General features: G+C 34.3%; 11 protein-coding genes. 5 read left to right on the forward strand and 6 right to left on the reverse strand.

Annotation, left to right across the window (positions count from 1 at the left end):
- Window positions 1–87 precede the first annotated feature (87 nt).
- On the forward strand, window positions 88–2,019 hold the full coding sequence (locus FND99_RS11825; protein WP_144338171.1) for an LTA synthase family protein: 1,932 nt from the start codon (window positions 88–90) through the stop codon (window positions 2,017–2,019).
- 159 nt (window positions 2,020–2,178) lie between these two features.
- Here FND99_RS11825 and meaB read toward each other — a convergent pair whose 3' ends face one another.
- From meaB to FND99_RS11840, 3 genes are all read right to left on the reverse strand, one after another.
- Window positions 2,179–3,273: a methylmalonyl Co-A mutase-associated GTPase MeaB gene (gene meaB, locus FND99_RS11830; protein ID WP_144338172.1), complete on the reverse strand. Its 1,095-nt coding sequence runs from the start codon at window positions 3,271–3,273 to the stop codon at window positions 2,179–2,181.
- 206 nt (window positions 3,274–3,479) lie between these two features.
- Entirely contained in the window at window positions 3,480–4,121 is a 642-nt protein-coding gene (locus FND99_RS11835; protein WP_144338173.1) for an NAD(P)-dependent oxidoreductase, read from the reverse strand.
- 57 nt (window positions 4,122–4,178) lie between these two features.
- Entirely contained in the window at window positions 4,179–4,586 is a 408-nt protein-coding gene (locus FND99_RS11840) for an RrF2 family transcriptional regulator (RefSeq protein WP_144338174.1), read from the reverse strand.
- 277 nt (window positions 4,587–4,863) lie between these two features.
- On the opposite strand from FND99_RS11840, the gene FND99_RS11845 reads away from it, so the two are divergent.
- Both FND99_RS11845 and FND99_RS11850 read left to right on the forward strand, forming a co-directional pair.
- Entirely contained in the window at window positions 4,864–5,775 is a 912-nt protein-coding gene (locus FND99_RS11845) for an AEC family transporter (RefSeq protein ID WP_144338175.1), read from the forward strand.
- A gap of 112 nt (window positions 5,776–5,887) precedes the next feature.
- Window positions 5,888–6,526: a peroxiredoxin gene (locus FND99_RS11850; RefSeq protein WP_144338176.1), complete on the forward strand. Its 639-nt coding sequence runs from the start codon at window positions 5,888–5,890 to the stop codon at window positions 6,524–6,526.
- A gap of 97 nt (window positions 6,527–6,623) precedes the next feature.
- Here the strand turns inward: FND99_RS11850 and FND99_RS11855 are convergent, their stop codons facing one another.
- From FND99_RS11855 to FND99_RS11865, 3 genes are all read right to left on the reverse strand, one after another.
- Window positions 6,624–8,876, reverse strand: a complete 2,253-nt coding sequence (locus FND99_RS11855; RefSeq protein WP_144338177.1) for a cation:proton antiporter domain-containing protein — start codon at window positions 8,874–8,876, stop codon at window positions 6,624–6,626.
- A gap of 241 nt (window positions 8,877–9,117) precedes the next feature.
- On the reverse strand, window positions 9,118–10,464 hold the full coding sequence (gene purB, locus FND99_RS11860) for an adenylosuccinate lyase (RefSeq protein ID WP_144338178.1): 1,347 nt from the start codon (window positions 10,462–10,464) through the stop codon (window positions 9,118–9,120).
- 178 nt (window positions 10,465–10,642) lie between these two features.
- Window positions 10,643–11,332: an SIR2 family NAD-dependent protein deacylase gene (locus FND99_RS11865; protein WP_144338179.1), complete on the reverse strand. Its 690-nt coding sequence runs from the start codon at window positions 11,330–11,332 to the stop codon at window positions 10,643–10,645.
- A gap of 85 nt (window positions 11,333–11,417) precedes the next feature.
- Here FND99_RS11865 and FND99_RS11870 point away from each other — a divergent pair, with 85 nt between their 5' ends.
- Both FND99_RS11870 and FND99_RS11875 read left to right on the forward strand, forming a co-directional pair.
- Window positions 11,418–11,789 carry a hypothetical protein gene (locus tag FND99_RS11870; protein ID WP_144338180.1) on the forward strand — a complete coding sequence of 124 codons (372 nt, stop codon included), beginning with the start codon at window positions 11,418–11,420 and terminating at the stop codon, window positions 11,787–11,789.
- Window positions 11,790–11,853: 64 nt separating this feature from the next.
- The gene (locus FND99_RS11875) at window positions 11,854–12,519 is read left to right on the forward strand and encodes a TrmH family RNA methyltransferase (protein ID WP_144338181.1); all 666 of its coding nucleotides are present in this window, start codon (window positions 11,854–11,856) and stop codon (window positions 12,517–12,519) included.
- Window positions 12,520–12,677 lie beyond the last annotated feature (158 nt).

Genomic DNA, 12,677 nt, shown 5'->3' on the forward strand with positions numbered 1-12,677 from the left:
CGACTCTGCGACTTTGCGAGATTAAAAATCAATAAATGTGACTTCGTATTTCTTCTGTTTCAACCAAAAAATAATGCAAATCATCTAATGAAAAAATTAAGTTATTTAAAACCTATTTTCAATTTTATTTTAATCGGATTACTGATTACGACGTTAAGTCGAATATTTTTGTTTTTCCTTTTTAAAGAAAGAGTAGAACAAACTCCAGATTTCTGGTACATTTTTCCAATCGGTCTTCGAATGGATTTGATATTGCTTTGTTATTTGTCATTTCTACCGGCTGTTTTAATTACGTTTCTACCAAATAAATGGCTGAAATTCACCAATAAATTTCTGGTAATCTACAGTTTCTTATTTCTGTTTCTGATTCTTTTTATGGAATTGGCTTCGCCAGATTTTGTAAAACAATACGATACGCGTCCGAATAAGATTTTCTTGGATTATCTTATTTATCCAAAAGAAGTAATTGGAATGCTTTTAAAAAGTTACCTGATTTCAATTATTGTGACGTTCTCAATTCTTGGAGTTGCACTTTATTTTGCTTTTAAAAAAGGGAAAAAATACTTTCAAACTACAGGTTCAACATATAAATTCAAATTAATGGTTTTTCCATTACTTGCGTTTTTATTGTTTTTTGGAGCGCGTTCAAGCTTGACTTCAAAACGTCCTATTAATGGTAGTAATGCTGTTTTCTCATCAGACCAATTGACAAATACTTTAGGTTTGAATTCATTTTATACCGTTGCTTTTGCTGCTTATTCGATTAAGAACGAGGGGAATACCAAAATGTACGGTAAAATGGATGAAGCCGAAGCCATTGCACGTGTAAAAAAATACATGATCGCGGGTCCAAATGATTTTACCGATGCTGAAATTCCGTTTTTGCACGTACAGCAACCTGATTCAGTTGTGAAAAGGCCATATAATTTGGTAATCTTTTTACAAGAAAGTTTAGGTGCAGAATATGTTGGAATTTTAGGAGGAAAACCATTGACGCCAGAATTTGATAAATTGTCAAAAGAAGGAACATTATTTACCAATTTATATTGTACAGGAACCAGAAGCGTGCGCGGAATCGAAGCAGTCGTTACCGGGTTTTTGCCTTCGCCTTCTGAAAGTGTTGTTCGACTTGGAAACTCACAGCAAGGATTTTTTACACTTGCCGATGCTTTAAAACGCAAAGGTTATGACACTAGTTTTATTTATGGTGGAATGGCGAATTTTGACAATATGGCTTCGTTTTTCAACGGAAACGGATTTAGCGATATTGTAGACCAAACTGATTTTGAATCCGATGGAAATAAATATGCTTTTAAAGGAACTTGGGGATATTCTGATGAAGATTTGGTTACAAAAGCAAATAACTATTTCAAAGCAAAAGGAGACAAACCATTTTTCTCTTTAATGTTTTCGACTTCAAATCACGAACCTTTTGAATATCCGGAAGGAAGAATAAAACCTTACGATAAAAAACCGGCAACAGTAAACAACGCTATGAAATACGCCGATTTCTCAATTGGAAAATTCTTTGAAATGGCTAAAAAAGAAGCTTATTTTAAAAACACGATTTTTATTGTTATCGCAGATCACAATACGAGAACATACGGCAAAAATTTAGTGCCAATTAATAAATTCCATATTCCGGCATTTATTATGGGACCAGGTGTTCAAAAAGGAGCCGTTTATGATCGATTAGCAAGTCAGATAGATATTCCGCCAACATTATTAGGCTATTTAGGAATTCCATTTGAAACTCCAATGGTTGGCCGAAATCTAACAAAATTAGATCCAAAAGTTCAAGGAAGATCGATTATGCAGTTTAATGATATCAACGCATTTAGAGTTGAAAATCAGGTTGTGATTATGCAGCCAAATTTGAAACCTTTGCAATTTGAAATTAAAAACGATACGACTTTAGTTCCAGTAAAATTAAATGAAGAATTAGCAAAAGATGCTTTGGCGCATGTAATTACAGCTGGAAATTTATATAGAGAAAATAAGTATAAATTGAGGCGTTAAGATTCTAAGATGCTAAGGTTCTATGTTTTTAGTTTAAGGACTTGTCTCAGGTTGTCACATTGAGCGAAGTCGAAATGTTTTGAGGGTTCTCGACTTCGCTCGAACTGACAATATTGAGGAAAAAATCTTAGGATCTTAGCATCTTAGCATCTTAGAACCTTAGTGACTTTTAGAAAAATAAAATTTTAATAAACTAGAAGCAGCTGTAAAAGGTGAAATTTCATCATTTTGCACTGCTTTTTTATTTTGTTCCAAAAGCGAAATGATTTCAGGTTGATTATAGAAATTGGACTTCAATTGTTCGTTGATGGTTTCCATCATCCAAAACTGATTTTGTTCATGTCGTTTTTCCTGAAAAAAACCTGACTCTTTTGTCATTTCAAAATAATCAGAAATTGTATTCCAGATTTCCGAAATTCCATCTTTAGTAATCGCACTGCAAGTAGTGACTTTTGGTTGCCAATTCGATTTTTTTGGCGGAAATAAATGCAAAGCCCTGTTGAATTCCAGTTTTGCCTGATTTGCTTTTTTAATATTATCGCCGTCAGCTTTATTGATTACAATAGCATCCGCCATTTCCATAATGCCGCGTTTAATACCTTGAAGTTCGTCACCGGCACCGGAAATTTTTAGTAACAGAAAAAAATCAACCATGCTGTGGACGGCGGTTTCACTTTGTCCAACACCAACTGTTTCAATAATAATCGTATCAAAACCTGCAGCTTCACATAATATAATTGATTCACGGGTTTTGCGCTCAACACCGCCAAGGTTATCTCCAGATGCGCTTGGACGAATAAAAGCATTTTCATCTTTAACCAATTCTTCCATTCGGGTTTTATCGCCTAGAATACTTCCGTGTGAAATCGAACTGCTTGGATCAACCGCCAATACGGCAACTTTTTTTCCTGCTTGCGTTAGATAAGTTCCAAAAGCCTCAATAAAAGTACTTTTCCCGACTCCTGGAACTCCTGTAATTCCTATTCGGACCGATTTGTTAGCATATGGCAAACAACCGTTGATAATTTCCTCTGCTTTTGCAGTATGTTCTGGATTTGTGCTTTCAATAAGTGTAATCGCTCGGCTCAGAGAAGTTCTGTTTCCTGATAAAATTCCAGAAATTAATTCGGATGCTGAAGGTTGTTGTCTGCGTTTGTTTTTAATGTTGTTTATAGCCGAAACATTGGTAATTTCAGGAGGTGAAATCCCAGCTTTTTCAGTTAAACTGCTCGACTGTTTCTTTAAACTTGACAAAATACTTTTTTAGTAATGTAAAAGTACTGAAAACAAAAACAGTTTCAAAAGACAAATATCCCTTTGAAACTGTGTTGTTAAGTTTGCCACAAATTACACGAATTTTTATGTCATTGCGAGGAACGAAGCAATCTCATTTAGTATGACACTAAAGCTGATTGTTGTTAGTGTGGTTGCTTCGTTCCTCGCAATGACTTTGCTTGTGTTTAATACCCAGCAGTAAATCTAACTTGGTGGTGTTTTGGAGTTTCAACTTCATCAGCGATTACAACCGCTAGATCTTCCACAGATAAAATGCTTCTTTGTTCATCGTTAAAAACAGGATTTTCTAAACCCAAACGGTATTTTCCAGTTCTTCCGGTTTTAGTTCCTTGGTGCATTTCAAAAGCCGGAGAGAAAAACGCCCAATCTAAATCTTTTTCTTCTTGGATGATGTTTAGATAATCTCTTGCTGCATTTGCGCCGTCATAAATTTCTTTTGGAAAATCTGGAGTGTCAATTGCCTGCAAACCTGGTGCAACAAATAAACTTCCTGCTCCGCCAATTGTGATGAATCTTTTTACGCCCGCTTTTTTTACCGCTTCTTGAATAGCTTTTGAACCTTTCATTGAATCGTTATAAATGTTTGGGTTTGACCATCCTGGGTTAAAGGCATTTACGACAACATCATGTCCTTTTAAAATTTCAGCCAATGCATCTGCATTATATACATCAGCTGCAACCCATTTTGCATTTGAAGTATCTTTTGGAGTTCTTGCAATTGCTGTTATTTCATGTTTTCTGTCTGCGAATTCGTTTACTAGGGCCGAGCCAACAAATCCTGTAGCTCCAATAATTGCGATTTTCATAATATATAAATTTATTTAGTAATAAAAAATGTTACAGTTTTAAGTAAAAAAATAGCTTTAAAATTGGTTAGAAAAATCATCTAAAGATATTCCTTCCAATTGTGCACTTACTTTTTGATTCATTTCAGCATATAATGCATCAAGATTTTGATTGATTTTTTTTCCAACCGGACAATCTGGATTTGGCTGATTTTTAGCGTAACCCAAATTAATAGTTTCAAAAGTCATTTCGAAAATCTCCTTTAATGTCAGTTTTGAGGAATCTACGGCTAATTTTGTACCGCCATTTTTTCCTTCTTTGCTTTCTACAATATGGTGCGCTTTTAGGTTTGCAATTTCTTTTCGAACCAAAACCGGATTTAAATTAATACTCCCCGCAATATATTCTGATGACAAATAATCATTCGGAAATTTATTGAGCAGAGTAAGAATGTGAATCGTTATGGCAAATTTACCTGAAAGCATACTGTAATAAAATATGTTACAAATATAATGAGTTTTATAACACAAAAAATAATTTTAACTTTTTTTTGATTGATGGTTGATAGTTGATTGTTTTTGGTTTGTAGTTGGGTTTTGTTGTGTTGATTTGTTTTGGAAAATGATTTTTTGGAGATTTTTTTTTGAGGATGTAATAAAGTTAAATTTTCCCAGAAAATTATTAGTTCAAAAACTATCAGCCATCAACCAAAAACTATCAACCATAAACTATAAATAGTTATTTTTGCCCCGAAGCCTCGATATGAACAACTTTATTATAATATTCTTCTTTTTATTTTTAGGATTGCTTTTGCAGCGTGTAAAGCAATTTCCAACGCATATTTATAAGACAATCAATAAAATTGTCATTTATATATGTCTTCCTGCTATTACATTGTATCATATTCCGAAAATTAAGTGGAGCAACGAATTATTGTTTCCAATAGGAGCGGGTTGGATTAGCTTTTTTCTAGCTTTTGTATTTTTTCATTTTTTAGGAAGAAGACTTGGTTGGTCAAATAAATTAATTGGCTGTTTGGTTTTGACAGCCGGATTAAGTAATTCTTCATTTCTCGGTTACCCGATTGTAGAAGCCTTATTTGGAAAAAAAGGTTTAGAAACTGCTGTTTTGGTAGATCAACCGGGGACTTTTGTTGTGGTTTCAACTTTGGGTGTTTTTGTCGCGGCGTTTTATTCAAAAGGAAGTCCAGATTTTAAAAGCATTGCAAAAAAAATAATCTTCTTTCCGCCATTTATAACATTCGTTGTTTCGTGTTTAATGAATGTTTCAAATTATGATTTAGATGCAAATATTCAATCTTTATTGTTGAAGTTAGGAAGTTTGGTTACGCCACTAGCTTTATTTTCAGTAGGATTGCAATTGACATTTGATCGAAAAAGCAGGCATTGGAAATTCTTGCAACTCGGACTTTTATTCCGTCTTATTATAACGCCTTCTATTATTTTCATTTTGTATGTTTTTATTTTCAACCAACATTCCGAAGCGATAAAAATTACGATTATAGAAATTGCAATGGCACCCATGATTACAGGTGCAATTTTGGCTTCCACTTATGGTTTAAAACCAAAATTGAGCAGTATGATGATTGGCTTTGGGATACCAATTTCCTTTATAACCCTTGCTATTTGGTACTTTGTGGTGAGTTTTATTTAGAACAATTTACTAACTCGATAGAAAATGTAGAATTTTAACTTTTTTTTTAATTCTGAAGTGTTTTCTTATTGTATTTTTTAGTTAATTTTAGAGGAACTAAAAACTATAGATTATGTCAACATTAAGATTAGGCGATATAGCTCCAGATTTTCATGCAGAAACCTCTCAGGGGCCAATCAATTTTTATGAATATTTAGGAGATTCTTGGGGCGTTTTATTTTCGCATCCAGCAGATTTTACTCCTGTTTGTACAACAGAATTGGGAACTGTAGCGAACTATATTCCGGAATTCAATAAAAGAAATACAAAAGTTATTGCTTTGAGTGTAGATGGTTTGGAATCTCACAAAGAATGGATTAAAGACATCAACGAAACTCAAAACACAGAAGTTAATTTCCCAATTATTGCAGACGAAGACAAGAAAGTAGCTAATTTGTATGATATGCTTCACCCAAATGCAAGTGATAAATTTACAGTACGTTCTGTTTTTGTTATCGGACCAGATAAAAAAATAAAATTAACGCTGACGTATCCAGCTTCAACAGGAAGAAATTTTGACGAATTGCTGCGCGTTATCGATAGTTTGCAATTGACTGCAAATTATAGTGTTGCGACTCCAGCAAACTGGAAAGATGGAGAAGATGTAGTAATTGCACCAGCAATTCCTGATAGTGATATTCCAACTAAATTCCCAAAAGGACACACGCCAATTAAACCTTATTTAAGATTAACGCCACAACCGAATAAGTAATTTTTGAGGTTCTAAGATACTAAGGCGCTAAGATGCTAAGATTTCTATTGAAAACTTAACACTTAGCGCCTTAATTATTTGAAAAAACCTTAGTCCCTTAGCCCCTCAGAACCTTAGTTCCTTTAGTCAACTCATTCATTTTTTTTCTATCGCCTACAACCCAGATAATATCATTTTTGCTTAAAACAATATTTGATTCGGGATTTAAGATTCGGTTTCCGTTTCGCTCAATTCCAACGACTAGACCGCCTGTTTTTCCTCTAAATTGACCAATGCTTTTTTCGATAAATTCTTCTTGAGAAATCTCTAATTGGCGTAATACGATTTCAGATTCTTCAACTTCTGTTGGAGGTTCAATTTCGTTTTGATCTAAATATTTGGCAAATTCAGTTACTTGAGCATCGGTGCCAATTACGCAAATTTCGTCACCGGGAAATAAACGTTCATTTTTTGTCGGAATCGGAATCGTAATATCCCCTCGTTTTATTTCGGCAATATTAATGCCGAGCTGTTCGCGAATTCTTAATTCTTCAAGCGTTTTTCCTGCCAGATTTGATTCTTTTCCAATATCAAAAAAAGACATGTGTCCGTCCCACGGCATCAAATTAGCATAACGTCTGTCAATTTTTTTATTCTCACGATCGTTGAGGTTTTTCAAAAAGTGGTTTTCAATTTTATGATATTGTTCGTTCAATTTTTTCGGAAAAATTTGATACGCTCCAATGGCAATTATCAAAGCAACAAAGGCCACTAAAGGTGAGAAGAAAATATTCAATAAAAAGCCAACGAAAAACAAGCCAAGACTCATTCTAATTAAAATCAGCATTAAAAGCGCGCCACGATATTTACGCTCTTCCCATAACGTTTCGACTTCCTCAACTTTTACTCGGCGTAGTGAAAGCGCCCATAAAAAAGGTGCGATTATAACCAAAGTGATCAAGGCGGCAAGCGTATTTCCAAATCGCGTGTCAGCTACTAACGGCGCAACAAATTTTGATGATAATAAAATGATTGCAGTGATAATTATGGTGTGAAGAATAATTTGCGTAATTGACGCTCTCAGAACAATCTGCCAAGTGCTTACAGATTTGATTGCCTGAGCATTCATACTATAACGGTTAATATTTTTAACCCATCTTTTCGGCATTTTTTGTTCCAAAACCAAAGCAAAAGATTCTGAATATTTAATTAAAAACGGAGTCGTAAATGTGGTAATTGCCGATACCGCCACAATTATAGGATACAAGAAATCGCTGGTTACTTTCAACGACATTCCTAGCGTTGCAATAATAAAAGAGAATTCCCCAATTTGTGCCAAACTCATTCCCGTTTGTACCGATTGTTTCAAGGGCTGACCAGATAATAGAGCGCCCGTTGCAGAACTTAATGCTTTCCCAAAAATTGTTACTAAAGTGATAATCAAAACAGGAAGCGCATAATCAACCAAAGTTACCGGATTAATCAACATTCCGACAGATACAAAGAAAACCGCTCCAAATAAATCTTTTACGGGCTGAATCAGATGTTCAATTTTTTCCGCCTGAGTTGTCTCAGCAATAATAGAACCCATGATAAAAGCGCCCAAAGCTGGCGAAAACCCAACATTGGCAGCAAACATAACCATCATTAAGCACAATGCAAGCGAAATAATCAAGAGCATTTCGTCGCTTAATAAATGTTTTGCTTTTTTTAGAATGGTCGGAATAATAAAAATACCACCCAAAAACCATATGATCAAAAAGAAAACCAATTTTAAAACAGATTGCAGTAAAGCGGCTCCAGAAACCTGATCACTAACGGCAATTGTTGACAATAAAACCAGCATTAAAATAGCAACAATATCTTCGACAATCAGGGCGCCAAAAACAATCCCGACGAACTTTTTTCCTTTTACACCCAATTCATCAAAAGCCCTGATAATAATAGTTGTTGACGAAATCGAGAGTGTTGCACCAAGAAAAATACTGTCCATTTTTCCCCAACCCATCCATTGTCCGACTAAATAACCAATAAATGTCATGAATACAATCTGAGTAATGGCCGTGACGGACGAAGTGCCTCCAACTTTCATCAATTTTTTAAAACTAAACTCGAGTCCTAAACTAAAAAGCAAAAAGATAACACCAATTTCGGCCCAGACTTCCACACTTTTCATATCGGTAATCGAAGGGAAAAAATCAAAATGATTTCCGGCCAAAAATCCTGCAATCAAATAACCTAAAACCAGTGGCTGTTTCATTTTTTTGAAAATAAGCACAGCAATTCCGGCGGTCATCAGGATTAATCCCAAATCGCTTATTAAAGGTTGTAAGTGGTGTGTGGTGTCGGCAGCGGCGCTTAAGGCAATCATATAGAAGAGGTGTTTTAGTTTCAGGAGCTATTTCCAGCCTTACATTTCAAGCTTTTGCTCAAAAACATATTTTTAAAGCTGTTACAGGAGCTTCCGTTGGTCGCTCTGTAACAGCAAAAAAATATAGTTTTTCGAGCAAAAGGCTTTTCATTTCAGTCTGGGCTAGTTTTCCCATCAGATTTAATAAAAAAAGCTATCTCGATAAAGATAGCTTTTTTTGGGAAAATATTTTAGGTTTTCTTTAAATTCCTGTGTAATTGCTAGGAGTTATTTGCATTAATTCTGCTCTAACTGCATCAGAAACCTCTAAAGTCGCAATAAAATTATGAATTGCGTTTTTGTCAATTGCTTCATTAGTTCTTGTCAAACCTTTTAGCACTTCATACGGATTTGGATATGCTTCACGACGTAAAATTGTCTGAATTGCTTCAGCCACAACTGCCCAGTTTTTCTCTAAATCTTCAGCAAATTTGCTTTCGTTTAAAAGCAATTTGTTCAAACCTTTTAAAGTCGCTTCAAAAGCAATAATTGTGTGTCCAACTGGTACACCAACGTTTCTTAAAACAGTACTGTCAGTTAAATCACGCTGTAATCTTGAAATTGGCAATTTAGCCGCTAAATGTTCAAAAATAGCATTTGCAATTCCTAAGTTTCCTTCAGAATTTTCAAAATCAATTGGGTTTACTTTATGTGGCATTGCTGATGAACCAATTTCTCCGGCTTTGATTTTTTGTTTGAAATAATCCATTGAAACATACGTCCAGATATCACGATCTAAATCGATTATGATATTGTTGATTCTTTTTAAACCATCAAAAAAAGCAGCAAAATGATCGTAATGCTCAATTTGAGTTGTTGGAAAAGAATGGTGCAAACCTAAACCAGTTTCAACAAACTTAGTTCCGAATTGCTTCCAGTCAATTTGTGGATAAGCAACATGATGCGCATTGAAATTTCCAGTTGCCCCGCCAAATTTAGCTGCAAACGGAATATTGAACAACAAACGCATTTGCTCTTCTAAACGCTCCACAAAAACCAAAACTTCTTTTCCTAAGCGAGTAGGAGAAGCCGGTTGTCCGTGCGTGCGTGCCAACATTGGAATATCTTTCCATTCAACACTTAATTCCTTTAATTTAGAAATCAAAGCAATTAATGAAGGCATATAAACCTGCTCAAACGCTTCTTTTGTAGAAAGCGGAATAGCGGTATTGTTGATATCTTGAGATGTTAATCCGAAGTGAATGAACTCTTTATATTGTGATAGACCTAGTTTTTCAAAAGCATCTTTAATAAAGTATTCAACCGCTTTTACGTCGTGGTTAGTCACTTTTTCAGTTTCTTTAATCCAAAGTGCATCTTCAGTTGAGAAATTTTTGTAGATGTTTCTCAAACTTTCAAATAAGTCTGAATTTATTCCTTGCAACTGTGGCAGGGGAATTTCGCATAAAGCAATGAAGTATTCCACTTCAACCAAAACACGGTATTTTATTAAAGCTTCTTCAGAGAAAAAAGGTGCTAAATTTTGAGTTTTATTTCTATATCTTCCATCAATTGGTGATATAGCATTCAATTCGTTTAGAGTAGTCATTGTTATGTTGTTTTTCGAAAGGTGCAAATATAAACAGAATTTGCGGATTTAAAGTAATTCTAAAGTCAATTGAAGGCATTTAAAAAGGGAAAAAATTAGATAAAACACGAATTTCATGAATTAGCACTAATCCTAATAAAAAAATCCGTGCTAATTCGTGCAATTCGTGTTCTGTAACTTATAGATTTTTTAATTTTTCTCTTAAATCGGCAACACCTTCTGATGCAAATTTGGCAATCGTTTCGACTTTATTTCTAATATTTGGAATCGCAATTGGTTTTGGATCAATATAAAAAACCGGAGTTGTACTTGGCGCATACGCAATCAAGCCAGCTGCAGGATACACTTGCAGAGAAGTTCCAATTACCGCAAAATAATCTGCCGTTTCAGTAATATTAATAGCTTCTTCAAGAGCCGGAACTTCTTCGCCAAACCAAACAATATGCGGACGTAATTGATGTCCGTTTTCGTCAAGATCGCCAGTATTTAAATCTTCCGTCCAATCTAAAATCAAGTTTTTATTTTGTACGCTTCGTACTTTTAATAATTCGCCATGCAAATGTAAAACGTTAGTGCTTCCGGCACGTTCATGCAAATCATCAACATTTTGAGTAATAATATAAACGTCGAAATCTTTTTCTAATTCGGCTAAAATGATATGTCCTAAATTTGGTTTTACTTCTTTTAATTGCTGGCGCCTTTTATTATAAAAATCTAAAACCAATTCTTGATTTTTGTACCAGCCTTCTGGAGTTGCGACTTCCATAACATCATGGCCTTCCCATAATCCGTCACTATCGCGAAAAGTTTTTATACCACTTTCTGCACTAATTCCGGCGCCGGTTAAAACGACAAGTTTCTTTTTCATTTTTTAAAATTTATTCTTTAGTAGCATATTGCAAAATTCATCAATATATTAAACTGGAAGGGTAGTTTTTTCTTACTTTTATAAAATGAAAAAGCTGTTTTTATTCTTCCTATTTCTAGAAAGCGCAATGATTTGTGCTCAAACCAAAAATAGAAATTTATTTTATGCGGATAGCACTATAACTTCGTTTTCGTTTGTAAAAGTGCAGCCACCATCTTTTATGGAATATAAAAACGTCTTGTATTCCTCACAAGTATATTCGATTTATAATCCGAAACCTGGTTTTTTGCCAATTAATACAAAATCACAACACTATTATTCTCTTGCCAATACCAATAAATTGCTCAAACTGGAAATGAGCTCTATTAAACCAACGCCAATTTTCCCAGATGAGGATAATAATAAATCGCTTAGAGATGCTATTTTTGAAACCGTTGTAAGTTCTATTTTTGAATAAAAATGATGGTAAACTATTAAAAAGATTCCTTTAAAATGTATTTTTGCGACAAAATTGTATTAAAATGATTGATTTAGATTACTTAGCCTTTCTCGAAAATATATTAACAGATAACCGCAAAGAAAGATTTTTAGAAGTATTAGGAAACCGCACCAAGCATTTTACTGTTGCTGTAGAAGACGTTTTTCAGATGCATAATACAAGCGCAGTAATGAGAAGCTGTGAGGTTTTTGGGATTCAGGAATTAAATGTAATCGAACAACGTTTTGGTAAAAGAATTGATAAAGAAATTGCTCTTGGTGCCCAAAAATGGGTAGATATCAATCGATTTGATTCGGTTTCAGGATGTCTTTCTGATTTAAAAAACAAAGGCTATCAAATCATCGCAACGACTCCGCACGAAAAGGATTCTCTTCTAGAAGATTTTGATATTACAAAACCAAGTGCGTTATTTTTCGGAACCGAAAAAGAAGGTTTGTCACAAGAAATCATGGACAACGCCGATGGGTTTTTAAAAATACCAATGGTTGGTTTTACCGAAAGTCTAAACATTTCGGTTTCTGCCGCAATTGTTATTCAAAACTTAACCAATAGATTAAGAAGATCGGATATAAAATGGCAATTATCTGAAGAAGAAATTTTAGTAAAGCGTTTAGATTGGGCCAAAAATTCAATTCGAGATATTAAAAGAATCGAAGCAAGATATTATCAAGATAATCCGAGGTTGTAAGAGACTAAGAGACTAAGATACTAAGGTTCTGAGATGCTAAGTTTTTTTGAGATTTAGTATTTATAAAAAAACTGAGCTAAACACATTGAAGTGTGTCTAGCTGAGTTTTTTTTATAAAACAATGTTTGGAAAAATCTTAGAATCTCAGAACCTTAGTA

This window comes from Flavobacterium daemonense (genome assembly GCF_007341385.1).
Classification (GTDB): Bacteria; Bacteroidota; Bacteroidia; order Flavobacteriales; family Flavobacteriaceae; genus Flavobacterium; species Flavobacterium daemonense.

Bases quoted from the DNA above. Each gene is read 5' to 3' on its own strand.
- FND99_RS11825 (WP_144338171.1), top strand. From the start codon at position 88: ATGAAAAAATTAAGTTATTTAAAACCTATTTTCAATTTTATTTTAATC.
- FND99_RS11835 (WP_144338173.1), bottom strand. From the start codon at position 4,121: ATGAAAATCGCAATTATTGGAGCTACAGGATTTGTTGGCTCGGCCCTA.
- FND99_RS11840 (WP_144338174.1), bottom strand. From the start codon at position 4,586: ATGCTTTCAGGTAAATTTGCCATAACGATTCACATTCTTACTCTGCTC.
- FND99_RS11845 (WP_144338175.1), top strand. From the start codon at position 4,864: ATGAACAACTTTATTATAATATTCTTCTTTTTATTTTTAGGATTGCTT.
- FND99_RS11850 (WP_144338176.1), top strand. From the start codon at position 5,888: ATGTCAACATTAAGATTAGGCGATATAGCTCCAGATTTTCATGCAGAA.
- FND99_RS11855 (WP_144338177.1), bottom strand. From the start codon at position 8,876: ATGATTGCCTTAAGCGCCGCTGCCGACACCACACACCACTTACAACCT.
- purB (WP_144338178.1), bottom strand. From the start codon at position 10,464: ATGACTACTCTAAACGAATTGAATGCTATATCACCAATTGATGGAAGA.
- FND99_RS11865 (WP_144338179.1), bottom strand. From the start codon at position 11,332: ATGAAAAAGAAACTTGTCGTTTTAACCGGCGCCGGAATTAGTGCAGAA.
- FND99_RS11870 (WP_144338180.1), top strand. From the start codon at position 11,418: ATGAAAAAGCTGTTTTTATTCTTCCTATTTCTAGAAAGCGCAATGATT.
- FND99_RS11875 (WP_144338181.1), top strand. From the start codon at position 11,854: ATGATTGATTTAGATTACTTAGCCTTTCTCGAAAATATATTAACAGAT.